General features: G+C 67.3%; 25 protein-coding genes. 12 read left to right on the forward strand and 13 right to left on the reverse strand.

Annotated elements, in window-relative coordinates:
* Positions 1-27: 27 nt before the first annotated feature.
* From D5S18_RS28920 to D5S18_RS28940, 5 genes are read right to left on the reverse strand one after another with little or no spacing between them, the layout of a single operon-like run.
* A complete protein-coding gene (locus D5S18_RS28920; protein ID WP_120044279.1) occupies positions 28-942 on the reverse strand; it encodes a sirohydrochlorin chelatase in 915 nt (304 codons plus the stop codon).
* A 1-nt stretch (position 943) separates the two neighbouring features.
* Positions 944-2,254, reverse strand: a complete 1,311-nt coding sequence (locus D5S18_RS28925) for a sulfate adenylyltransferase subunit 1 (protein WP_120044280.1) — start codon at positions 2,252-2,254, stop codon at positions 944-946.
* A 1-nt stretch (position 2,255) separates the two neighbouring features.
* Positions 2,256-3,209, reverse strand: a complete 954-nt coding sequence (gene cysD, locus D5S18_RS28930; RefSeq protein WP_439651184.1) for a sulfate adenylyltransferase subunit CysD — start codon at positions 3,207-3,209, stop codon at positions 2,256-2,258.
* Positions 3,188-3,907: a phosphoadenylyl-sulfate reductase gene (locus D5S18_RS28935; protein ID WP_120044282.1), complete on the reverse strand. Its 720-nt coding sequence runs from the start codon at positions 3,905-3,907 to the stop codon at positions 3,188-3,190. The genes cysD and D5S18_RS28935 overlap by 22 nt, the downstream gene beginning before the upstream one ends.
* Before the next feature lie 10 nt (positions 3,908-3,917).
* Positions 3,918-5,654, reverse strand: a complete 1,737-nt coding sequence (locus D5S18_RS28940; protein ID WP_120044283.1) for a nitrite/sulfite reductase — start codon at positions 5,652-5,654, stop codon at positions 3,918-3,920.
* A 931-nt stretch (positions 5,655-6,585) separates the two neighbouring features.
* On the opposite strand from D5S18_RS28940, the gene hemW reads away from it, so the two are divergent.
* Positions 6,586-7,785, forward strand: coding sequence for a radical SAM family heme chaperone HemW (gene hemW, locus D5S18_RS28945; protein WP_120044284.1), 1,200 nt, complete (start codon positions 6,586-6,588; stop codon positions 7,783-7,785).
* A gap of 91 nt (positions 7,786-7,876) precedes the next feature.
* Complete coding sequence (locus D5S18_RS28950) at positions 7,877-8,146, forward strand: hypothetical protein (protein WP_120044285.1); 270 nt, start codon at positions 7,877-7,879, stop codon at positions 8,144-8,146.
* A gap of 659 nt (positions 8,147-8,805) precedes the next feature.
* Here D5S18_RS28950 and D5S18_RS36205 read toward each other — a convergent pair.
* Positions 8,806-9,102 carry a hypothetical protein gene (locus tag D5S18_RS36205; RefSeq protein WP_120044286.1) on the reverse strand — a complete coding sequence of 99 codons (297 nt, stop codon included), beginning with the start codon at positions 9,100-9,102 and terminating at the stop codon, positions 8,806-8,808.
* 304 nt (positions 9,103-9,406) lie between these two features.
* Here D5S18_RS36205 and D5S18_RS28960 point away from each other — a divergent pair, with 304 nt between their 5' ends.
* Positions 9,407-10,186 (forward strand): enoyl-CoA hydratase-related protein, encoded by a 780-nt coding sequence (locus tag D5S18_RS28960; protein WP_120044287.1) that lies wholly within the window; start codon positions 9,407-9,409, stop codon positions 10,184-10,186.
* Here D5S18_RS28960 and D5S18_RS28965 read toward each other — a convergent pair whose 3' ends face one another.
* Positions 10,187-11,614, reverse strand: coding sequence for a pyridoxal phosphate-dependent decarboxylase family protein (locus tag D5S18_RS28965; protein ID WP_120044288.1), 1,428 nt, complete (start codon positions 11,612-11,614; stop codon positions 10,187-10,189).
* Positions 11,615-11,689: 75 nt separating this feature from the next.
* Positions 11,690-12,583: an SDR family oxidoreductase gene (locus D5S18_RS28970; protein ID WP_120044289.1), complete on the reverse strand. Its 894-nt coding sequence runs from the start codon at positions 12,581-12,583 to the stop codon at positions 11,690-11,692.
* A 176-nt stretch (positions 12,584-12,759) separates the two neighbouring features.
* On the opposite strand from D5S18_RS28970, the gene D5S18_RS28975 reads away from it, so the two are divergent.
* Positions 12,760-13,641 carry a LysR family transcriptional regulator gene (locus tag D5S18_RS28975; RefSeq protein WP_120044290.1) on the forward strand — a complete coding sequence of 294 codons (882 nt, stop codon included), beginning with the start codon at positions 12,760-12,762 and terminating at the stop codon, positions 13,639-13,641.
* On the opposite strand, the gene D5S18_RS28980 is transcribed toward D5S18_RS28975, so the two are convergent.
* Positions 13,642-14,172, reverse strand: a complete 531-nt coding sequence (locus tag D5S18_RS28980) for a CGNR zinc finger domain-containing protein (protein ID WP_120044291.1) — start codon at positions 14,170-14,172, stop codon at positions 13,642-13,644.
* Positions 14,173-14,211: 39 nt separating this feature from the next.
* On the opposite strand from D5S18_RS28980, the gene D5S18_RS28985 reads away from it, so the two are divergent.
* Positions 14,212-15,144: an EamA family transporter gene (locus tag D5S18_RS28985; RefSeq protein WP_120044292.1), complete on the forward strand. Its 933-nt coding sequence runs from the start codon at positions 14,212-14,214 to the stop codon at positions 15,142-15,144.
* 13 nt (positions 15,145-15,157) lie between these two features.
* On the opposite strand, the gene D5S18_RS28990 is transcribed toward D5S18_RS28985, so the two are convergent.
* Genes D5S18_RS28990 through D5S18_RS29005 form a run of 4 tightly spaced genes read right to left on the reverse strand, consistent with a single transcriptional unit; the run spans position 15,158 to position 18,193 of the window.
* Positions 15,158-15,892, reverse strand: coding sequence for an ESX secretion-associated protein EspG (locus tag D5S18_RS28990; RefSeq protein WP_239004064.1), 735 nt, complete (start codon positions 15,890-15,892; stop codon positions 15,158-15,160).
* A gap of 55 nt (positions 15,893-15,947) precedes the next feature.
* Entirely contained in the window at positions 15,948-17,117 is a 1,170-nt protein-coding gene (locus D5S18_RS28995) for a WXG100 family type VII secretion target (RefSeq protein ID WP_120044293.1), read from the reverse strand.
* Positions 17,114-17,593 (reverse strand): hypothetical protein, encoded by a 480-nt coding sequence (locus D5S18_RS29000; RefSeq protein ID WP_239004065.1) that lies wholly within the window; start codon positions 17,591-17,593, stop codon positions 17,114-17,116. Before D5S18_RS29000 ends, D5S18_RS28995 begins: the two co-directional genes overlap by 4 nt.
* 30 nt (positions 17,594-17,623) lie before the next feature.
* A complete protein-coding gene (locus D5S18_RS29005) occupies positions 17,624-18,193 on the reverse strand; it encodes a DUF3558 domain-containing protein (RefSeq protein ID WP_120044295.1) in 570 nt (189 codons plus the stop codon).
* Positions 18,194-18,329: 136 nt separating this feature from the next.
* Here D5S18_RS29005 and D5S18_RS29010 point away from each other — a divergent pair, with 136 nt between their 5' ends.
* The 7 genes from D5S18_RS29010 to D5S18_RS29035 all read left to right on the forward strand — a co-directional run bounded on the left by D5S18_RS29010 (position 18,330) and on the right by D5S18_RS29035 (position 23,217).
* Positions 18,330-18,824 carry a class I SAM-dependent methyltransferase gene (locus D5S18_RS29010; RefSeq protein WP_147404252.1) on the forward strand — a complete coding sequence of 165 codons (495 nt, stop codon included), beginning with the start codon at positions 18,330-18,332 and terminating at the stop codon, positions 18,822-18,824.
* Positions 18,821-19,186 carry a class I SAM-dependent methyltransferase gene (locus tag D5S18_RS29015; RefSeq protein ID WP_120044297.1) on the forward strand — a complete coding sequence of 122 codons (366 nt, stop codon included), beginning with the start codon at positions 18,821-18,823 and terminating at the stop codon, positions 19,184-19,186. Before D5S18_RS29010 ends, D5S18_RS29015 begins: the two co-directional genes overlap by 4 nt.
* Positions 19,174-19,278, forward strand: coding sequence for a TetR family transcriptional regulator (locus tag D5S18_RS34600; RefSeq protein WP_147404254.1), 105 nt, complete (start codon positions 19,174-19,176; stop codon positions 19,276-19,278). The genes D5S18_RS29015 and D5S18_RS34600 overlap by 13 nt, the downstream gene beginning before the upstream one ends.
* Before the next feature lie 21 nt (positions 19,279-19,299).
* The gene (locus tag D5S18_RS29020; RefSeq protein ID WP_158608016.1) at positions 19,300-19,758 is read left to right on the forward strand and encodes a TetR/AcrR family transcriptional regulator; all 459 of its coding nucleotides are present in this window, start codon (positions 19,300-19,302) and stop codon (positions 19,756-19,758) included.
* Between the two features lie 408 nt (positions 19,759-20,166).
* Positions 20,167-21,198: a heat-inducible transcriptional repressor HrcA gene (gene hrcA, locus D5S18_RS29025; RefSeq protein ID WP_120044299.1), complete on the forward strand. Its 1,032-nt coding sequence runs from the start codon at positions 20,167-20,169 to the stop codon at positions 21,196-21,198.
* 121 nt (positions 21,199-21,319) lie between these two features.
* Entirely contained in the window at positions 21,320-22,471 is a 1,152-nt protein-coding gene (gene dnaJ / locus D5S18_RS29030; RefSeq protein WP_120044300.1) for a molecular chaperone DnaJ, read from the forward strand.
* A gap of 5 nt (positions 22,472-22,476) precedes the next feature.
* Positions 22,477-23,217: a 16S rRNA (uracil(1498)-N(3))-methyltransferase gene (locus D5S18_RS29035; protein WP_120044301.1), complete on the forward strand. Its 741-nt coding sequence runs from the start codon at positions 22,477-22,479 to the stop codon at positions 23,215-23,217.
* The last annotated feature ends 179 nt before the right edge of the window (positions 23,218-23,396 follow it).

Raw genomic sequence — 23,396 nt, forward strand, 5'->3', positions numbered from 1 at the left:
TGCGACGCGTGACTCGGCTGGGGGAAGCTACGCGGTTCGGGCCAGGGAATCGATTGCGGCGGTATAACGGTCGCAGATGACCTCGACCAGCGCCCGGTGTGGGCCGATAGCAGTGGCGTGCCGATGATCCGGTGTCGCGGCGCGGAGGCGATCGGTCAGCAGGCCGGGGGCGAGGAACCAGGGCGCGACGACGATTCGAGTGGCGCCCCTGGCGCGAAGGCGTGAAATGGCTTGGGTTACCGACGGTTCAGTGGTCGCGAAGCACACTTCCGTGCGCCAACCGGTCTCGGCGGCGAGTCGACGCGCGATATCGGCGGTCCGGCCATTGGCTTCGGCGGAACTCGAGCCGACCGCGGCGACAGCGACACCGAGGCCGTCGGCATACGGCGGATCGGCGGTCGTGATCGGTGCGTACAGCGGGACCACGGCGCCGCATGGCGTGGGCAACATCGCGGCTCGATTCGAGTCCATCCCGGTGGGAACGGGAGCGGACGCGATCGGGCTGAGCTGCCGGGTGCACCTGTCGGCCCGCACCGGCTCGGACCGCAGCGTTTCGCGGACCCGATCGGCGAGCGCCCCCAGCAGACGCGGATCCGGTCCGAGGACGTCGGCTTGGGTGAGGTGCAGCCGGGGATGCCTGCGGCGGGCGGCGGCGAGCAGTCCGGGCAGATCCACCCTGGCGTGAAAAGCGTCGCCCAGCAACAGGGGCACGACCACCGCGCGGCTGTGCCCCTGTGCCGCAAGGATATTCACGACCTGATCGACAGAGGGCGAGTTCAGATCGAGGAAGGCCAATCGGATATCCAGGTCCGGCCGCGCGCCCGCGACGCCCGCGACCACCGCCGCCATGGTGGCGGCCGAGCGCGGATCGCGGCTGCCGTGGGCGACCGCGATCAGCGCCGGTCGCGCGGCCTGGCCGGGAAGTGTCGCGGCGGGAGGCATCTCAGCCGCCCGCACCGACTTCGACGCCGCTGAGGACGTCGCCGACGAGTCCGGCGGCGAGGGTGTTGCCGCCCGCGGGATCGATGAGCAGGAAGCTGCCGGTGTGTCGGTTGACGCGGTAGTCGTCGGCGGGGATGGGTTCGGCCAGCCGCAGCGAGATGCGGCCGATATCGTTGAGGGACAGGGTTTCCGGATCGGGTTCGGGGGCGAGGCGCTGTTCGTCGAAGCGTTCGAGCAGCGCGCCGACGATGGCCTGTGTGGTGCGGGTGCCGTGCTTGAGCAGCAGGCGCGCGCCGGGCCGCAGCGGTTTGTCGCCCAGCCAGCAGACGGTGGCGTCGAGGGCGTCCACCGGTTCGGGGGCGTCGGCGGGGGAGGCGAGAATATCGCCGCGCGAGATGTCCACCTCGTCGGTGAGCAGGAGGGTGACGCTGCGGCCGGTCTGCGCGAGGGCCAATTCCCCGTCGGGGGTGTCGATTCGGGCCACGGTGGTGCGAATCCCGGAGGGCAGCACCACGATCTCGTCTCCCGGTGCGACCGAGCCCGCCGCGATCTGCCCGGCGTAGCCCCGGTAGTCCGGATAGTCGGCGGTGCGCGGTCGGATGACGTACTGGACGGGGAAGCGCAGCCCCAGCGCGTGCCTGCCCGAGGAGTCCGCGTCCACCGGAACGGATTCCAGGTGTTCGATCAGCGAGGGGCCGTCGTAGTACGGGGTGTTGTTCGAGCGTGCGGCGATATTGTCGCCGTGCAGGGCGGAGACCGGAATCTCGAGCACATCCTCCGGCGCCCAGCCGAGTGCGGCGGTGAGCGCGGCGAATTCGGCCGCGATCTCGGTGAAGACCCGCGCCGCGTCGGCCACCAGGTCGATCTTGTTCACGGCGAGCACCAGTTTGGGCACGCCGAGCAGCGCCAGCACCGCTGCGTGCCTGCGGGTCTGTTCGATGACGCCCTTGCGCGCGTCGACCAGCAGGATGACCAGTTGCGCGGTGGACGCGCCCGAGACCGTATTGCGGGTGTACTGCACATGCCCCGGTGTGTCGGCGAGTACGAAAGTCCGCTTGGGCGTGGCGAAATACCGGTGCGCGACATCGATGGTGATGCCCTGTTCGCGTTCGGCGCGCAGACCGTCCACCAGCAGCGACAGGTCGGGGGTGGCCAGCCCCTTGTCCACCGAGGCGCGGGTGACGGCGTCGATCTGGTCGGCCAGTACGGATTTCGTATCGTAGAGCAGGCGTCCGACCAGGGTGGATTTTCCGTCGTCCACGGATCCCGCGGTCGCCAGCCTCAGTAGTTGCGTCGTCGACTCGGCGGCCATATCAGAAATATCCTTCTCTCTTGCGGTCTTCCATGGCGGCCTCGGAGACCCGGTCGTCGCCGCGGGTCGCGCCGCGCTCGGTGAGTCGGGAGGCGGCCACCTCGGCGAGGATGTCGGCATTGGTGGCGGCCTCGGACAGGATCGCGCCGGTGGAGGATCCGTCGCCGACGGTGCGGTAGCGCACCGAGCGCACACTCAGTTGCTCGTCCTCGCGCGGTCCGCCCCAGACGCCGGGAGTCATCCACATGCCGTCGCGCTGATAGACCGGGCGCCGGTGGGTGTAGTAGATACTCGCCAGATCCACGTTCTCCCTGGCGATGTAGCGCCAGATATCCAGTTCGGTCCAGTTGCTGAGCGGGAAGACCCGCACGTGCTCGCCCGGTGCGTGCCGACCGTTGTACAGGTTCCACAGTTCGGGCCGCTGCCGTTTGGGATCCCACTGGCCGAAGGCGTTGCGCAGAGAGAAGATTCGCTCCTTGGCGCGGGAGCGCTCCTCGTCGCGGCGCGCGCCGCCGAAGACGGCGTCGAAGCGATGCTCGGTGATGGCGTCGAGCAGCGGGAGGGTCTGCAGCGGGTTGCGGATGCCGTCGGGGCGTTCGGTGAGCCGCCCGTCGGCCAGGTAATCCTCAACACGCGCGATATGCAGGCGCAGACCGAATTTCGCGACGACGGCATCGCGGAACTCGAGCACCTCGGGCAGGTTGTGCCCGGTGTCGACGTGCAGCAGCGCGAAGGGCAGCGGTGCGGGCCAGAATGCCTTGAGCGCCAGGTGCAGCAGCACCGTGGAGTCCTTGCCGCCGGAGAAGAGGATGACCGGCCGCTCGAATTCGCCCGCCACCTCACGGAATACGTGGATGGACTCGGATTCGAGCGCGGCGAGGGTGTCGAATTCGCTGATGCCGAGGGTGCGTTCGGTGGTGGTGTCGGTTTCGGTCATGATTTGTGCAACCCGCATTCGGTCTTGGCGAGACCGGCCCAGCGGCCGCTCCTCGGATCGGATCCCGGCTCCGGCTTCCGTGTGCACGGTGCGCAACCGATGGACGGATATCCCTCCTCCACAAGGGGATTGACGAGGATGCCGTGCTGTTCGACGTAGTCCTGCATATCCCGGTCGGACCACGCGGCGATCGGGTTGATCTTGACCAGTCCGAAGGCGTCGTCGTAGGAGATGAGCGGCGCGTTGGCCCGTGTCGGCGCCTCGACCCGCCGAATGCCCGTCACCCAGGCGCGATATCCCGAGAGGGTCTTGCGCAGCGGCACCACCTTGCGCAGCCTGCAGCATTCATTGGCGTCGCGTGCGAACAGGTCCTTGCCGAGCAGCCGATCCTGTTCGGCCACGCTGTGTTCGGGCCGGACATTGACCACATTCACCCCGTACACCGCCTCGACGGCATCCCTGGTGCCGATGGTCTCGGCGAAGTGGTAGCCGGTGTCGAGGAACAGGACATCGACGCCGGGACGCGTTTGCGCGGCCAGATGGACCAGCACGCCGTCCTGCATATTCGAGGCCACGATGTACTGCGGGCCGAAGGTGCGTTCGGTCCACTCGAGCAGGTCGGCGGCGGTGGCGTCGGGTCCGAGTTCGGCGGCGCCGCGCGCGGCGATGGCGCGCGACTGCTCCTCGGTGGCCTCGGCCGAAATCGTTTCTGGCATAAGCTTTCTCCTAGCGAAGATCTGCCTCATCGGCACGGACGGCCCACTGCGCGAACCGCTCGCCCGCATTCCTGTTCTCGACGAAGTTGCGGACCACGCGCTCGATGTAGTCGCCGAGTTCGGCGCTGGTCACCTTGTGCTGGCGCAGCTTTCGACCGAAGGCGCTGTCCAGGCCGAGGCTGCCGCCGAGGTGGACCTGGAAACCCTCGACCTGATTCCCGGTGCCGTCGTCGACCAGTTGGCCCTTGAATCCGATATCGGCGATCTGGGCGCGGGCGCAGGAGTTCGGGCAGCCGTTGATATTGATGGTGATCGGGACATCGAGTCGGGCATTGATATCGGCCAGGCGCTGCTCCAGTTCGGGGGCGAGCGCCTGGGAGCGTTTGCGCGTCTCGACGAAGGACAGCTTGCAGAATTCGATCCCGCTGCACGCCACCAGATTTCGCCGCCAGATCGACGGACGTGCCTGCAGGCCCAGTGCTTCCACCTCGGCGATGAGTCCATCGACCTCGGCGTCGGGCACATCGAGCACGATCAGCTTCTGATACGGGGTGAAACGGATGCGGTCCGAGCCGACCCGCTCGGCCGCGTCGGCGATCTTGGTGAGAATGGTGCCCGAGACGCGTCCGGCGATGGGGGAGAAGCCGATCGCGTTGCGACCATTGCGCAGCTTCTGCACGCCGACGTGATCGATGGGGCGCGTGGGCTGTTCGGGCGCCGGACCGTCGATCAGCTTGCGCTTCAGGTACTCGTCCTCGAGCACCCGGCGGAATTTCTCCATGCCCCAGTCCTTGACGAGGAACTTCAGGCGGGCCTTGGTGCGCAGGCGGCGGTAGCCGTAATCGCGATAGAGCGAGACCACGGCCTCCCACACATCGGGCACCTCGGCCAGCGGGACCCACGCGCCGACCCGTTGGGCCAGCATCGGATTGGTGGACAGTCCGCCACCGACCCACAGGTCCAGACCGGGACCGAATTCGGGATGCACGGCGCCGACGAAGGCGATGTCATTGATCTCGTGCACCACATCCTGCTGACCGGAGATGGCCGTCTTGAATTTGCGCGGCAGATTGGAATATTCCTTCTTGCCGATATAGCGGCGCACGATCTCGTCGATCGCCGGTGTGGGATCGAGGATTTCGCCCAGCGATTCGCCCGCCAGCGGTGAGCCGAGCACCACGCGCGGGCAATCCCCGCACGCCTCGGTGGTTTTCAGACCGACGGCCTCGATGCGCCGCCAGATCTCCGGAACGTTCTCCACCTCGATCCAGTGGTACTGCACATTCTCCCGATCGCTGAGATCGGCGGTGTCGCGGGCGAATTCGGTGGAGATCGCACCCAGTGTGCGCAATTGCGCGACATTCAACGCGCCCGCATCGCAGCGAATGCGCATCATGAAGTATTTCGCCTCGAGAATGTCGATGTTCTCGTCGCCGGTCCATGTGCCGTCGTAACCCTGTTCGCGCTGGGTGTAGAGACCCCACCAGCGGAATCGACCGCGCAGATCGCCCTTGTCGATGGAGTCGAAGCCATTGCGGGCGTAGATGTTCTCGATGCGGTCGCGGACGTTGAGCGGGTTGTCGTCCTTCTTGCTCTGCTCATTGGGGTTGAGCGGCTCGCGGTAGCCGAGCGCCCACTGGCCCTCGGCCTTGCGGCGCACCGGTTTCGCGGTGCGCTCGCGCGCGGCGGGCCTGGTCGGCCGCTGGGCGGGGGGAGTATTGGGGCCGGCGTCAACGCTCGACGTCATAGGGGTCGCTCCTGCGGGGTGGGGGGTACATCCGTGCCGGAACACCGGTGTCGGCGGGCGCGAGGGGCTGGCTCGTGCCCGCGGTGTCAGCGGACCGATGCGTCGATCTTCGAGAGTGCTCGAGGCGGATCCTCGGGGCGTACCCGGACGGCGGCGCGCTGGACTACCGGCGGAATTCGGCCAGACAGCAGGCACTGCAGACGCGCTTGTAATCGACGTGGCGACGTGCCACCAGTCGTACCTCCGAAGCGCGCATGAGCACCATTGTGCCACGTCAGCCGGGTCGTTCCGACGGCACGGTCATATTTCCCGGAATTCTGCGGGAAATCCCCTGGACGGTGCGGTGTCACTGTGATGGGTGTCATAGCGGACCCGGCTCGGATCGGCAGCCATGTGGTCGCGGCGTCGATTGTGGCATGTCCCATAGCGGGTCACGGGCCGCGGCGCTGTTCGTCTACCGGGACACGCCGTCGGCGACGCGCCGAATTCCCTTGGGATATTTATGGTTTTCGCGCGAACCGCGCGCAAATCGATGGGGGAGCCTGCACTATGGAGTCCCGTCCTGCACTGTTCGTGGTTCAACCGCTTCGGGAGAATCTCTTGAGCAATCGATCGGGCACACATTATTTCCTCGCGCGACTACTAGGCGTCATTCGTCGCGTGCGCGGTCCGTGAGCGGCGCCGATTCCGGGTTGATCCGTCAGTATTATTGGCGGACAAGGTAGTTCAACGTCCCGGCGGCGCAGTTTCGTGGCCCGCCGCGGCAATCGATCGTGTGGGGATGCCGGGGAGTGCCGACGTCCGCGTGGGAAGGGGCGTCGGCGCTGCTCGCGGCTTCGATCCGGCGAATGGTCCGCTGTGATCCGGCCGATATTCGCCCGGTCGCGGCGGGACCGGTCGCGGGCCGCGCGGCGGGCGCGGGCAGAATTGGGTGGTGAACTCAGCAGACAGTGAGGTGGCCGCGCCCGAACTGCGGGATTTCGGCGGCGGGCCGTTCGGCGTGTACATCCACGTGCCGTTCTGCGCCACCCGCTGCGGCTACTGCGACTTCAATACCTACACCGCCGGTGAACTGGGCACCTCGGCCTCGCCGCAATCCTGGTTCGAGGCGCTGAAAGGCGAGTTGGCGGCCGCCGCGACGGCATTCGACGCATTGCCGACGCCCACCCCCGAGGTGGCCACCGTCTTCGTCGGTGGTGGCACCCCATCGCTGCTCGGCGGCGACGGTCTGGCCGGGGTGCTCGACGCCATCCGGGCGAATTTCGCGCTCGCCGCCGATGCCGAGGTCACCACCGAATCCAATCCCGAATCCACCTCGCCCGAATTCTTCGCCCGGCTGCGCGCGGCCGGATACACCAGGGTCTCCCTCGGTATGCAGTCCGCCGCCGCCCATGTGCTGCGGGTGCTCGACCGCACCCACACGCCGGGCCGGGCCGCGGCCGCCGCCCGCCAGGCGCGCGCCGCCGGTTTCGACCACGTCAACCTCGACCTGATCTACGGGACGCCGGGCGAACGTGACGAAGATCTCGACGCCAGTCTCGACGCGGTCCTGGAAGCGGGCGTCGACCATGTCTCGGCCTACTCGCTGATCGTCGAGGACGGCACCGCACTGGCCCGGCGGGTGCGGCGCGGCGAGCTGCCCGCCCCCGACGACGACGTGCTGGCCGCACGCTACGAACGCATCGACGCCCGCCTCACCGCGGCCGGGCTCACCTGGTACGAGGTGTCGAACTGGGCGGCGGGCACGGCCGCACGGTGTCGGCACAATCTCGGCTACTGGGACGGCGGCGACTGGTTGGGCGCGGGGCCCGGCGCGCACAGCCACCTCGGCGGGGTGCGCTGGTGGAATGTGAAACACCCTGCGCGCTACGCGGATCGGATCGCGCGCGGCGGACTGCCCGCCGCCGGGTGGGAGGTGTTGACCGCCGAGGAGCGCCACACCGAGCGGGTCATGCTCGCGGTGCGCCTGAGCAGCGGACTTCCGCTGGGCGAGTTGGCCGAGGACGAGGCGCGAGCGGCCGAGCGCGTCATCGGGGACGGTCTGGCCGCGCGCGCGGGCGCGCGTTTGGTGCTCACCGACCGCGGTCGATTGCTGGCCGATAATGTGGTGCGGCAACTGTTGGTGCCCTGAGACTTTCGCGGACGGGCGCGACGTGTTGTCCGCGTTCCGGCTGCGGGGGGCCGTTGGGGGCGTTAGGCTGCGGGCAACCCGAAGGAGCCCCATGTCTCTCGACAGCCATCGTCGTCCGCAAGAGAGCCGGGATATCGGCAGCTCGGATGTCAGCGTGCTGCACGCGGATATCGCTGCGCCTCACGAACCGGGGGAGTTCGCCGAGGCGCGAGCAGCCGAAAGAGCCGAAACCGCCAGGCAAAGCGCGATCGCCGCGCGCACCGTGGCCAGCCATGCCCACAATGCCGCCGATTGTCGGTCGCTGCTGGCCATGCTCGGCCTGGATGCGATGGCGGGTAAACGCGCGGGCGGACAACTCTGACCTGATTCGACATCGCGCCCGCGCGTTCGCGCGCGGGCGCGAACGCGCGCGTGTCGACCGGTGCGCCATAAATTTTCGCCGCGGACCAGGGACGCGGCGCATGATTTCACGCGCCGGTATTCCGCTGGGGAAAGCGAATTATGCTGTGCGGCTTCCGAATGCGCCCGCGCCCATATATCCTGGATCATCACAGGCAGTGTTCGCGCGATCTTCGGTTCTCGCCAGACACGGGTTTCCGGGATACGGGTCTTGGAGCCAGTGCACGAATAGCCCGGCACCGCCCTCGGGGAAGACGGTTTCGCGTGGGGAATATGACAGGCACTCGGGGAAGATTTCGAATGCGCGGCGCATCCGTCGCTTCCTCGGGCCGCGCTGCCTATCGCGCCGCGCACCGAAACGTGGCCGGATCGAGTCGAACCCCTTGCGATTCGATCCGGCCGCTTCCGGCGATCCGGCGCTTCGGCCGAATATACCGATCCGCGTGGATCGTCGGGCCTCGTGACCGAAAAACTCTCGGATTCGCACGGTTTCGCGCGCGATTTGTGTCGGATTCCGTTCATGCGTCGATATTTCGCCGCATTCGATAGTCCGACGGGTTTCGCGGTTTCGATACGACCCGGCGTGCCGGACCGACTCCGGCACGCCGAGTTCGAAACCTCTTACCAGAGGGATACGTTCACACCGCCGCCGGTGCCGAGCGTCGCACCCGAACCGGTGAGGCCCGCGCCCGCGCCGGTGCCCGCGCCGACACCGGCGCCGAACGGACCGACATTGGCCCCCGCGCCCGCGTTCGTGCCAGTTCCCGCCGCAATGCCGCCGGGGCCGACGTTCGCCGAACCTCCGGTGCCACCGCCGAGGCCGAACGAGGCGGCACCGGCCTGCGCCGGAATCAGAACGCCGAGTACGGCGATCCCGGCGATGGCGGCGGAAGCGGTGATCTTCTTGATGGCGTGCATGTCATCTCCTAGTGGCAGACTTCCGGTGCGAGCGCACCGGTGTTGTTGCGAGGTGGATTCATGGATGTAGGCGCGTCATCTGCGACACGCCGCCCCGTGGGCGGAAGCCCTCGTGGACGGGACCGGCCGCGGCGGCGGACACGGATCGTTGTTCCGAACACGACCCGGTGGCGTACCAACCGTTCGGCACCATGCATGTCGGTTCGCGAGCCCGATCTATTACACATCGCTATGATCTGGGGATCTTTCGGCGCGGGTCGGCGAGTTCGGGTCCTGCGCGGGCACGGAGAACTACCGTGGAGATATGACGGCCCTGGAGAATAGGCATGTACTTCTCGCGCGGGACGGCGACACCGTGCGCATCACCATGAATCGCCCCGACCGGCGCAATGCCCTCTCGGCGGAACACCTGGGCGAACTGCTCGCCGCGTTCCGCGCCGCCGCCGCGACCGATGCCACCGGGATAGTGCTGGCGGCCGAAGGGCCGGTGTTCTGCGCGGGCCACGATTTTGCCGATGTGGCCGCCCGCGATCTGCTCGGGGTGCGGGAGTTGCTGACGCTGTGCACCGAACTGATGACGACCATCCACGCCGCACCGCAGGTGGTGATCGCCAGGGTGCACGCGCTGGCCACCGCGGCGGGCTGCCAACTGGTGGCCTCCTGCGATCTCGCCGTCGCCGCCGAATCCGCGGGCTTCGCGCTGCCGGGCGGCAAGGGCGGATGGTTCTGCCACACACCCGCGGTGCCGGTGGCGCGCTCGGTCGGTCGAAAGCGGTTGATGGAGTTGGCCCTGACCGGTGATCCCATCGACGCGCGGACCGCCGCCGAATGGGGTCTGATCAATCGTGCCGTCCCCGACGCCGACCTCGACGCGGCCGTCGCCGACCTGCTCGCGCGGGCCACGCGCGGCAGTCGGGCCAGCAAGGCGCTCGGCAAGCACACCCTCTACGCCCAGCTGGATCGCCCCGAAACCGACGCCTACACAGTGGCTTTGGAGGTCATGGCCGCCGCCGCGCAACTTCCCGGCGCGCGGGAGGGCATGGCCGCCTTCCTGGCCAAGCGCCCTCCCGTGTGGACCGATTAGCTAGTACAGCCCTGGACCGAGTTCGCGAATCACGGCGACCAGCAGATCCGCGTCGGCCTCGGTGATGCGCCAGTTGACGAAGGTGGGCCGCAGCACGGTCATCCCGCGATAGGTGGTGGTGCCGACGTAGACCCGTCCGTCATCCAGGATCGCGCGGCCCAGGCGGGCATTCAACTCGTCGAGTTCGGCCTCCGGTACGCCCGGCGGCCGATAGCGGAAACAGGTGACGCACAGCTGAACCGGTGCCAGCAGCTCGAAATCGGCTGCGGCGTCGACTATTCCGCCGAGATGCTCGGCCACGGCCACATGACGCTGCACCATCTCGCGATAGCCGTCGCGGCCGTAGGCGCACAGCGTCGCCCAGATCGGCAATGCCCGTGCCCGCCTGGAGGATTCGGGGCCGAGCATGTTGTAGCTGATCCGCTCGGCGTCGAATTCGGGCAGGTAGGCCGCACCCCACGCGCCGAAGGTCGCGGCGAGCAGCGATCTGTCCTTGATGAAGGAGAAGCCGCTCTCGTGCGGCACATTCAGCCATTTGTGACCGTCGGCGGTGATGGAATCGGCGCGTTCCACACCGCGGGCCAGGTCGGCGGTGCGCGGGGAGGCGGCGGCGAACAGCCCGAACGCGCCATCCACATGCAGCCACGCGCCGTATCTCGCGGCCAGGTCGGCCATTTCGTCGATCGGGTCGACATCGCCCGCATTGACCTCGCCCAGATTGCCGACGAGTATCGCGGGCGCGCCGTCGAGTTCGGACAGTGCGCGCTCGAGTGCGGCCAGGTCGAGTCGTCCGGCGTCGTCGCGGACGAAGGTGCGCACGCTGTCGCGGCCGCAGCCGAGGATCTGCAGTGCCTTGCGCGTGCTGGGATGCACGTAGCCGCTGGACAGCACCGGCATGACGGGCAGGCCCGTCAGTCCGTCGGCGGCCACGTCGACGCCGTGCCCGCGCGCCCACCACTGCCGGGCCACCGCGAGGCCCGTGACGTGGGCCAGGGTGGCGCTCGGGGTCAGTACCCCGTCGAATTCGCTTGGGAGACCGAATAGGTCCTTCAGCCAATCCAGCACGATGGTCTCGACCTTGGACGCCAGCGGCGAGCCGACGAACAGCCCGGAATTCTGATCCAGCAGGGAGGTCAACCAGTCGGCGGCCATGGCGGCGGGTGTCGCGCCGCCGACCACCAGGTGGAAGAACCGCGACCCCGTGGAATGCACGGCCGCCTCCGGCGCCACCGCGAGCAACCGCTGCACGGCCGCGATCGTGCCCGCGCCGGATTCCGGCAGCGGGCCGCCCAGCCGGTCGATCAGCGCGATAGTCGCCGGATCGTGCACCGGGCGGTCGGCGAGACTCGCCAGATACGGTCCGGCGGTTTGGTGTACGAGTGCCAATGCGCGCTCGGCGGAGTCCTGTTCCTGCAATGGGTCAGCCATCGCTCCACCGAACCCCGCCGGAGCCCCGGTGTAAAGACCCCGTGACGCGGCGTGGATGGGTCGATGGCCCGAATGTCACCGGAAGTAGTGTCCCGCTTCGAGATCCGGGACGAGTTCGGCCTGCTCCGGTTGCCAGCCGAGCAGTTCGCGGGTCGCGGCGCTGGAAGCCGACAAGTCCCAGGAGAAGAAGCCACCGATCCAACCGAAATGCGCGTCGACGTCGTCGCGTGGGATCGAGCGCACCGGGATATCGAGTTGGGCGCCGATGACTTCGGCGATCTCCCGCGCCGAAATGCCTTCCTCGGCCACGGCATGCAGACGCGATCCGGCGGGAGCGCTCTGCAGCGCCAGCCGGAAGGCGCGCGCCGCATCGAGGCGATGCACGGCGGGCCAGCGGTTGGCTCCCGTCTCCGGATAGCCGGAAATCCCTTTCTCCCTCGCGATTTCGATCAGTCGCGGTACGAAGCCGTGATCGCCGTCGCCGTGCACGGAGGCGGGCAACCGCAGCACCGAGACGCGTACGCCGCGCTCGACATGGGCCAGGGCTGCCAGTTCGGCGGGCACCCGTACGGCCGACGGGGAGTCGAGATTCCCGGTGTCCTGTTCGGTCGCGAGTCTGCCGGTGGCCAAACCGCCCAGACCGGAGGCGATCACCAAGGGCCGTCCCGTTTCGGCGAGGGCGGCGCCGAGGGCGTCGATGGCGCGTCGATCGGCGGCCAAGGCCGCCGGGAAGTCGGCGAAATCGTGGATGAAGGCGGTGTGGATGACGCCGTCGGAATCTGCGGCGCCCGCGCGGAGGCTGTCGAGGTCGGTGAGATCGCCGCGACGCACCGCCACACCGGCGGCCGCGAGTCGCTGCGCGCTCGCCTGCGAGCGGACCAAACCGACCACTTCGTGGCCCGCCTCGCGCAATTCGGCGACAATGGCGCTGCCGATGAATCCGGTGGCGCCGGTGACGAATACCCGCATGTGCACTCCTGAGTTCCGGCCCGCTTCCCTCGGCGGGCTGATATCTCGACCCTGCAGGCCCGGTGCGGTCCCGGTCCAAGACCTGTTTCTCATTGCGCAATACGATTTGGGCAACACCACAGGTCACCAACTATTTCCAGTCGAGCGGTCCCGGGATCGGGCGATACCATGGGCGCATGGCCGATCTCGACCTGCGCCTGGTGCGCTACTTCACCACCGTCGCCGAGTTCCGGCATTTCGGTCGCGCCGCCGACGCGCTGCGCATTGCCCAACCCTCGCTCAGCCGCCAGATCCGCCGCCTCGAACAGCAGTTGAGCGTGCGACTGCTGGATCGCACCCCGCAGGGCAGCAGGCTCACCGAGGCGGGTGAGGTCTTCCTCCCGCATGCCGAATCGCTGCTGCGCGGCGCCGCCCAAGCGGCCGCGCAGGCCAGGGCCGCCGCCCAACCCGGCCGCGTCACCGTCGGCTACACGCTCAACCTCATCATCACCCCCGCCGTGCGCGAACTGCGCCGCCGCCATCCGGAGGCCGAGATCCACGCCCAACATCTCGCCTGGAACGACGCCGGACCCGCGCTGCTCGAACATCGCGCCGACGCCGTCGTCACCCGCCTGCCGCTGGTGACCGACGATCTGCACGTCACCGTCCTCTACGACGAACCGCGCGCCGTGCTGCTCCCGTTCGACCACCGGTTGGCGGGCCGAGGGTGGCTGACCCTCGACGATATCGCCGACGAACCCCTCCCCAAAGTTCCCGACGACACCTGGAATGCGTTCTGGCGCATCGACCCCCGCCCGGACGGCAGCCGCGCTCCCGACGGTCCCCTGGTCCGGGCCAATGAGGACAAACTCGAACTCATCGCTGCGGGTGAGGCCATCGCCATCGTGCCGATGACCCTCAGCGGCGCGCTGCGGCCCGACCTCACGCTGGTCCCGCTGCGCGATGTCTCGCCCAGCCATGTCGTACTCGCCACCCGCGCCGCTGATCGCGGTCGTCTCGTCGCCGACTTCCACAAGATCGCCCGGACCCACCTGCGCGGTCCGGGCAGTCCGAAGTGACTACCGTCGGCGGGCGCGATAGGCCGCCGCCGCATTGCGATTGCCGCACGCGACGCTGCAATAGATGCGGGATCTATTGCGGGACAGGTCGAGAACGATGCCGTCGCAGGTGCTGTCGGCGCAGATCGCCAGGCGACTCAGCTCGTCCGATCGGATCACATCGATCATGGCCATGGCGGTCTCCACGGCTATCCGGACCGGGAATGGGGCCTCGGAATCCACGGCGTGGATGTGATAGTCCAATGGGTCGTGGCGGACCAGTTGCGGGAGGGCTCGGTGCTCGGCCAGGGTTTCATTGACCAGGCGGGCCGCGGTGTCGCGGTCGCTGGTGAGCATGGCGCGCAGGGGGGCGCGCATCGCGCGGATCGCCCGTAGTTCCTCCGCGTCGCCTTTGTGCGCGCCCGTGAACCCGTGTTTGGTGAAAAACGCGTCCAACTGGCCGATTTCGGTCAGCGTGTCGGGTTCCGCCGCAGAGTTCACCAACTCGACAGCCGACAGCAGCGCCGCCTCGGTGTCATGGGCGAAAGTCATATTGACATATTACTGCATCGGACCTTAGCGTCATGAGCCATGGGGACAGTTGTTCATGACAGATTGGCCGGGGGACGCCTGCGCTCCGGACTCATCTGGGCGGTTGTCTCGGCGGCATCGTTCGGACTATCCGGGCCGCTGGCGCGCGGATTGCTCACCGCGGGCTGGAGTTCGGCCGCCGTGGTCGCCGCCAGGGTGCTCCTCGCCGCGGCCGTCCTCATGCCCATCGCCGTGACCCAATTGCGGCGGGACTGGAATCTGCTGCGGCGCAACACCCCTCTCATCATCGGCTACGGTCTGCTCGCCGTCGCCGCGACGCAACTCGCCTACTTCAATGCCGTCGGACATTTGGCGGTCGGGGTGGCGCTGCTCGTCGAATACACCGCGCCGATCGCCGTCGTCGGTTGGATGTGGCTGCGGCACCACCAGCGACCCGGTGTCACCACGGTTTTCGGCGGGTTGATCGGCATAGCCGGGTTGGTGCTCGTCATCGATATGCGGTCCGGGTTCAGCGCGGACGGGGTCGGTATCGCCTGGGCGCTGGTCGCCATGGTCGGGGCGGCGGCGTACTTCGTGCTCTCCGCGCACGGCGGCGACGACCTGCCCGGCACCGTACTCGCGACCGGCGGGCTGCTCGTCGGCGGCTTGGTGCTGCTCATCGCGGGCGCGCTCGGGATCGTGCCGTTCACCGCCACCGTGAATCCCGTTGCCTATCAAGGATTCACCGTCGACTGGTGGGTGCCGATCCTCGCCATCGGGACCGTGACGGCCGCACTCGCCTACGTCGCGGGCATCGCTGCCACCCGCCTGCTCGGCTCCCGCCTGGCCTCCTTCGTCGCACTCGCCGAGGTGCTGGCCGCCATGACCTTCGCCTGGTTGCTGCTCGCCGAAACACCCACGCCCCTCCAGATTCTCGGCGGCGCGCTCATCCTCTCCGGCGTCGTCGTGGTCCGTTGGGGCGAACCCGACTGAAGCGCAGGCACGGCTATGACCGCGCGATCCGTTGGAGCGCGCGATCGAACCAGGCCGCGAACTGCGCCGACAATTCCGGCACAGTCGTCGGGCGGACCGTCACATGTTCCGCTCTCACCTCGGTGTAGCGGCCGTCCTCGCTGATGTCATGCCACTGCAACGTCTGCCACGGTTGAGTCCGCGTATGCACCGAACCGGGCAGCAGCACCGCGGTGCCGCTGCCGTCGGTGGGCCGCCGCAACAACCGCCGATAGTGCTCGCGCGGGGTATTGCGCGCCACATCCTGCAGGTAGGTGTCCTGACGCGGTTTGAGCTCCTCCGGGTGGAAGGTCATCGGTTTCGCCGAACCCGGCGGGCACGCTGGAATACCCGCCGCCAGCCGCGACGGCACCGCCTCCGCCCCGCACGTCCGCACCCGAATCGCCCCGTACTCGCCGTCGCTGCCGTACTGCGTCATCACCACACCGCCATGCGGCGTGCGCCCACCGACCATCCGATACAGCCGAATATCCCCCGGCCCCTTACTGTTCCGATGCTTGCAGGTGCCACCGATGATCTCGATCCGCGCCTGCGCCCGCCCCAGCGTATCCAGCGCCGCCCGTATCTCCTCGAGCTCCCGCGGCGAATACCGCCCCAACACCGTCCTCCGATGCGCCTGGAACTCGTCCCGAAACGCGAACCGACTGGTGTAATGCAGCGGATTCGGAAGCCGATCGTAGGCGTCGCTGTACCAGCGCCGCGAAATCATCCGGATCCCAACTCCACTCGGCCACCGACCGAACCTTCCTTCCACCCCTACCGGCTCAGCTGTCCCTGAATTCCGGATTCGTCCCGATCACACCCTCCGGCAAGGTCTTCGGTATCTCACCCAGCAGTTCATCGGTATTCTCCTGAGTGATCAGGTAATCCGGAATCTTGTGCTGGGAATCCTCCTCGCCCTTACCCTTTCCGGCCGCGCCCGGTGCCATACCGCCCGGCATCCCGGTTGCCCCGGCCTTCGCTGCTGCGGGGTTGCCTGCCAGTGGCGATGCTGCGAGGCCCGAAATGCTCTGGCGCGGAACGGGAATCGGCGCGCCCGGAGTGCTGGGCCTGCCTGCTGTTCCCGGCGAACCAGGTCCGCCAGGTCGTCCACCGGGTATTCCCGGCCCTTCGGGGGTTCCAGTAGGCGTAGGGGTTGTCCCGGTCGGAGAGGTCTTCGTCGCGTCGCTTCCGGCTTGCGTGCCCGAATTCGTCGTGGGCTGAGTCTGTTTACCCGAAGTCACCCCGCCATCCCCGGTCGATTGCGGCTCAACCTTTCCCGGTTGATCTCCGGTCTGCTGCGGTTGCGTACCGTCGGGGTTCCCGGTGGCGCCGCCATCTCCACGGCCGGGAGAACCGCCAGGCCCTGGACCGCCGGGACCCGAATTGGACCAACCCGTCGGCGGAACCGAGATATCCACCGAATGCGTGGGGCTTACCGGAGTCGGCAACACCGGGATCTTGTTGTCGTATTCTTGGAAGGGCTTCACATACTTCTGGTCCATGGCCTCCCGAGCTTCCTCGGTATTCCTGTTTCGCTTCTCCTCCAGCCCCCAACTGAAAGGGTTGATGTGATATGTCCAGTCGATGATCACCGGGTCGTTCGGAATGGCCTTTTTGGTTTCGCTGATCTGATTCGCTGCATGATGAACCCAGGTATACATCTCCGTGAGCGACTGAATCAACGCTTCGGAATCTTTCGTATACTTCTGAATAGCGGTTTTGGAGGCTTCGGCGGCCGGGCCTTCCCAGGCATGAGAGATCGAATTGTTTATCGACCTGGCGAAGGTTCGGAGACCTTGCTCCCAGTCGTTGCGAACCTGCCAGTACCTATCTGCCTGTATGAATGCGTCGCGTGGATCCAGGGTTTTGAAGGCGTCCAGGATATCCGGATGGGTCCAAGATTTGGAATTCTCGCCACCGTGGGGGATTTGAGGACCCTCGTAGCCGGTCATCTCGTTGTCCGATCAGGGAGAATGTAGGGGCCGAATTTATTGACCTCGGGAGGCCTTTCCGGCAATGTGTCTTTGACCGAATTGAACGCATCGGCAAATCTTTGATCGGCCTGCATCATTCGCGCTCGCACAAGTTGGTGGGCTTCCTGGATATCCTCGACTATCTGGTAGTGTTTCTGGAGGGCATCCCACACGCTGTTGCCATCTCCAGCGCCTTTTGCTTTGGTCTTGAATCGGTTGACCAAGGTGTTGGCGGATATCAATCGCTGATTTCCCTCGCCCAAACCCCAGTGCTGTTGGGTCGATATGCTGTCCATAGTTTGCTGGCAGCGTCGTATGGCTTCCTTGAAAAAATCGCAGTCGCGATCCAGGTAGATGAATTCTTCAGGCGTCATCTTGAAGCGAACGTTTCCGTCGCGTGCCGCGCTGACAAGGTTGGCGAGGGGTCGCGTCGTCGGCTGATTCTCTTGACTCAAGGTTCCTCCCGGAAAACTCTTCCTGAATATCTATGCGTTCGCGGGTATTGTCGGAACAATTCTTTCCGCCAGCATTCGTCCAAGTTCGCAGGTATCCTGGTTGCCGGTGCCTCGGTCGGATGGCGGGTTGGTCAGATTGAATTCGAGGCTGCCGCCCTTCATTTCTATATCCACGGTGCAGACTGCCTGTGGGTGTTCTTCGACCTGGCGGGATGCGATTGCACGGCGGCCGCCGATCGTCAGCTCGCGGGTATCTTGGAAGTTCTTTGTTCGAACCATGTCAATTGTGATATTTGTCGTTTGGATTGTGACCGCGTAGCCATTTTTCTTTGCCCATTGACATCCGTGCCACTTGATGCCCGCAGAATTGCTGGAGTCGGCCGGTGTTTGTTGCCGAAATTGTTCGGAGTCGATTGTTTCCTTCGGAATGTCTTTGCAAGGGTCGTAGCCTGCAGGAACATCTGCCGCCACACTCGGCCTTGACGACGCGCCGCCCTCAGTGGATTTCGCACCATCACTACTCGATCCACACCCCGCGATCGAGAGGGCAACCCCAAGTGCAAGCGTGGTGATCTGCGCGAACCTCAACCTGCTTGTCATCTGTTCCCCACATGCCGGTGCCTCGATCGGCGTCCCAGGGCTGGACCGGCTCCTCCGCCCGATTGACCGCCCACCCTACGTCAGCCGACCCGGACGTTACCGACGGGTTCGACGACACGCAATCGTGGCGCACCAGGTGAGCTTCACGGCGGAGACCATGGCCCTGCAGCGGGCGTTGGAGTCGGCGCGGCCTGAGGGAACGCGACTGTTCACGGATCCGTTTGCGGTGTCATTTCTTTCGAGGCCGCTGTGGTTGGCGGCGGAGGTGGCCCGGGTGCCGGTGGTCGGGGGATTGGTGGCGCGGTTGTATGACGCGGTGGTTTCGGGGCCTCGGGCTTCGGCGGTGGCCGGGACCAAGCTGATCGATGACACGGTGGTCGAAGCGGTGCGGGACGGGGTTGGGCGGGTGGTGCTGCTGGGGGACGGATTCGACAGTCGCGCATGGCGGTTGGCCGAATTGCCGGGGAGTCGGGGTGGTGGAAGTGGATCGGCTGGGACGCAGGAGGCGAAGGTGGCCGCGGTGCGTGGGGTGGAGCCGGTCGGGGAGTTGCGGTTCCTGCCGGTGGATTTCGAGGTAGATGATCTCGAAATGTCGTTGCGTGCCGCCGGTTTGGGTGCGAGCGCGTCATGATCGTGTGGGAGGGGGTGACGAACTACTTGACCGCGCAGGCTGTCGATCGGACGTTGGCGGCGCTGCGCGATGTCGCGGGATCGGGTAGCAGGTTGGTCTTCACCTATGTGCATGCGGGTGTAATCGATGGCACCGCAACGTTTCCCGAGGCGCGGCGTTGGGCAGGCGGGGTGGCGAGAGTCGGTGAGCCGTGGACGTTCGGTTTGCGCCCCGAGGAGCTCGGCGAATTTCTCGGCGAGCGCGGGTATGAGCCGGTGTGGGAGGAGTCGACGGCTGCGGCGGGTCGACGCTATTTCGGGGCGCGGGGTCGCAAGGATCGCGCCTCGGATCTCTACCGGGTGGCCCTGGCATGCCTCGGCTGACCCCGGCCACGGAGCGGGAGCGTCGTCGCCGCGTTCTGGATGCCGCAGTGGACTGTTTCGCCGAGCGCGGTCTGCATGCCACCACCATGTAGGAGATTTGCAAGCGCGCGGGTTTGAGTCCGGGGTCGGTCTACTGCTGGTATCCGAGCAAGGAATCCATTGTCGACGCGGTGGCCGAGGAGCGGCACCGGCACGAGCGTGAACATTTGGAGACGGCGCTGCGCGCGGCCGACCCGCGTACGGCGTTGACCGGGTTCCTCGATGTCTATTTCACCTGGCTGGCCGATCCGCGGGAGCAGCGTCGCCGCAGGGTCGGCATCCTGGTCTGGGCGGAATCGCTGGTCAGCGAGCGGATGCGACCCGCGGTCCGCGCGGGGATCGATCAGCGTGGTTTGGCAGCCGACGCGGTGCGCGCCGGGCAGGCGGCGGGCACGATCGCGGCGGGTGTGGACCCGGATACGGTGACGAGGCTGATTCTCGCGGTCATCCAGGGCTTCATCCTGCAGCAGTCCCGGGATCCGGATCTCGATCCCGCCACCTATCGGCGGGCGCTGGACTCGCTGACGCCGTGATGTTCCGATCACCTGACCGGGTGGTTCCGCCGGCGGCCAGGAGGGCAGACGATGATTCCGTCGCGGTGTCCGCCAGAGGGATTCCGAAGGGCGCCGAGCAACGACGCTCGGTCCCGCGACGACTCGCCCGCCTCCGGCAACGAAGCCGGCCGCTGGTCGAAACGGGTCGATCGCCTCGGGATGCCCCACCGGTGGGGATGCTCGGGTGCCAGGGGTGTGGTTCTCGAACAACCCGCTGACGGGCACTGTGACGTGTTTGTGTCGGCGTGTGGGCGGTCGGTGGGTGGCGGCTGGGCAACTAAAATGATTAGTTGTACGAATCGCTGACCGTCTGCGGCGCTACGCGGTGGGCATGCGCCGCGTGCGGAGATCACAGCCATGCGATGACGAGAGCGAGGAGGTGGGCCGATGTCGAGCACCGAGGATCGGCGCTTCGAGGTCCTGCGCGCGATCGTCGCGGACTACGTCGCGACCAAGGAGCCCATCGGGTCGAAAACCCTGGTGGAGCGCCACAATCTGGGTGTTTCCAGCGCCACCATCCGCAATGACATGGCGGTGCTGGAGGCCGAGGGCTACATCACCCAGCCGCATACCAGTTCGGGGCGCATCCCCACCGATAAGGGCTATCGCCAATTCGTGGACCGGATCGCCGAGGTGAAGCCGCTGTCGGCGGCCGAGCGCCGGGCCATCATGGAGTTCCTGGAATCCGGGGTCGATCTGGATGATGTGCTGCGGCGGGGGGTGCGCCTGCTGGCCCAACTGACCAGGCAGGTGGCCGTCGTGCAGTATCCGACGGTGTCTGCCTCCACGGTCCGCCATATCGAGGTGGTGGCGCTCAATCCGGCCCGCCTGCTGCTGGTGGTGATCACCGATACCGGTCGCGTCGATCAGCGTCTGGTCGAGTTGGGCGCGCTGGTGGACGATGACGATTTGGCCGCGCTGCGCGCCATGCTCGGTACGGCCATGGATGGCAAGCGTCTGGCGATCGCCTCGGCGGCGGTGGCGGAACTGCCCGAGCGTGCCCCGCAGCAGTTGCGCGATGTGCTGATCCGGGTGTCCACGGTATTGGTGGAGACGCTGGTGGAGCATCCGGAGGAGCGGCTGGTCCTCGGCGGCACCGCGAACCTGACCCGCAATGCCGCCGATTTCGGCCTGCCCGGTTCGCTGCGCTCGGTGCTGGAGGCGCTGGAGGAACAGGTGATCGTGCTCAAATTGTTGGCCGCGACCCAGCCGCCCGGCACGGTGACGGTCCGCATCGGCGAGGAGACCCAGGTCGAGCAGATCCGGGGGACCTCGGTGGTGTCCACCGCGTACGGCACCTCGGGTGCGATCCTGGGCGGGATGGGCGTGCTGGGGCCGACCAGAATGGACTATCCGGGAACAATCGCCTCGGTCGCCGCCGTTGCCCGTTATATCGGCGAGGTGCTTGCCGAGCGCTGATCGCGGGGCGGCACTGTTAGCCTTGAATTCCGGCCGGATAAAGTTGAGTGCATCCGACTAATGTTGTGCGGTCGGTGTGATGCAGCCACCGGACGAAGCGACCAAGGACTAGAGAACTCAAGTGGCACGGGACTACTACGGACTGCTCGGCGTTTCCAAGAACGCGACCGACCAGGAACTCAAGCGCGCGTACCGCAAGCTGGCACGCGAGCTCCACCCCGACGTGAACCCGGACGAAGCGGCGCAGGCGCGGTTCAAAGAGGTATCCGCCGCCTACGAGGTGCTCTCGGATCCGGAGAAGCGCCGCATCGTCGACATGGGTGGCGACCCGCTGGAATCCGGCGGTGCGGGCGGCGGTTTCGCGGGGGCCGGATTCGGCGGACTCGGCGATGTCTTCGAGGCGTTCTTCGGCGGAATGGGCGGCGGCGGTGGTACGCGCAAGTCGCGCGGGCGGGTGCAGCCCGGCGCGGATTCGCTGATTCGCACCCGGCTGAGCCTGGCCGAATGCGCGGTCGGCGTCACCAAACACCTCACGGTCGATACCGCGATCCTCTGCGATGTGTGTCAGGGCGCGGGCACCAATGGCAATTCCAAGCCGGTCCGCTGCGAGACCTGCTCCGGTGCGGGCGAGGTGCAGTCGGTGCAGCGGTCCTTCCTGGGCCAGGTGCTCACTTCGCGGCCGTGTCCCACCTGTCGCGGCGCGGGCGAGATCATTCCCGACCCCTGCCACAAGTGCGGCGGCGACGGTCGGGTGCGGGCGCGCCGCGAGATCGCCGCGCCGATTCCGGCCGGTGTCGCCAATGGCATGCGGGTGCGGTTGGCCGCGCAGGGCGAGGTCGGGCCGGGCGGTGGACACGCGGGCGACCTGTATGTCGAGATCGTCGAGCAGCCGCATGATGTCTTCGTCCGCGACGGCGACGACCTGCACTGCACCGTGCGCGTCCCGATGGTGGACGCCGCACTGGGCACCACCGTGGTGATCGACACGATCCTCGACGGCCCGACCGAGCTGACCATCGCTCCGGGCACCCAGCCGGGGGAGATCTCGGTGCTGCGCGGGCACGGTATGCCCCGCCTGCGTTCCGGCGCGCGCGGCGACCTGCTGGCCCACCTGGATATCGTCGTCCCGACCAAACTCGACAGCAAGCAGACAGAGCTGCTGCGCAAGTACAAGGGGATGCGCGAGCGGGAGCGCGCCGAGGTCGTCTCGGCCCAGTCCGAGCACAACAGCGGGCTGTTCGCTCGGCTGCGCGCCTCGTTCAGCGGGCGCTGAATCCGTTGGCCGCCACGGTTTTCTATCTCGACGAGATACCCGCGCCCGGCGCGGTCGCGGTGCTCGACGGTCCCGAGGGCAGGCATGCCGCCACGGTGCGGCGCATCCGCGTCGGCGACCCGATCACCCTGTCCGACGGGCGCGGCGTGGTCGCGCGGACCACGGTGGTCGGTGCGCAGAAGGATCGGCTGGAACTCGAGGTGCTCGATCGCGCGGTGGCCGAACCGGTTTCGCCGACCGTCACCGTCGTGCAGGCGCTGCCCAAATCCGAGCGTTCCGAGCTCGCGGTCGAGTTGATGACCGAGGCGGGCGCGGATCTGATCATCCCGTGGCAGGCGTCGCGCTGCGTGGCGAACTGGGAGACCAAGGCGCGCAAGGGTGTCGAGAAGTGGCGGGCGGCGGCACGGGCGGCGGCCCGGCAGTCGCGCCGGGCCTATATCCCGCTCGTCGCCGACCTGCACAGCACCTCCGATGTGGTGGATGTGATCCGGGAGGTTCGGGCGCGCAAGGGTATCGCCGTCGCGCTGCACGAGTCCGGTGGCGGCTCGCTGAAGGAGTTACCGCTGGCCGACGCGCCGGAGATCCTGCTCGTCGTCGGCCCCGAAGGGGGTCTCGACGAGTCGGAGCTGCGTGAGTTCACCGAATCCGGCGCGGCTGTCACGCTTTTGGGGCCAACGGTGTTGCGGACGTCGACGGCGGCGGCGGTCGCGTTGGGTGCGCTCGGAGCATTGACGCCGCGCTGGTAGGCGCGGGACCGGCGACGCGGACGGTGGCGCGGCCTGCCCGGTCGGGCCCGCCGGCGATGAGTTCTATCAAGTGCGTCCCTTCCGGGAGCCAGGTGCTGAAAGTGCTGCCCGCGCCCAGGGTTCCGACGATATCCGAGCGCCAGACGAGCGGTTCGGTGACGGGGAGGGAGTTGCCCGCG

The sequence above is a fragment of the Nocardia panacis genome (assembly GCF_003598715.1).
GTDB classification, from domain to species: Bacteria; Actinomycetota; Actinomycetes; order Mycobacteriales; family Mycobacteriaceae; genus Nocardia; species Nocardia panacis.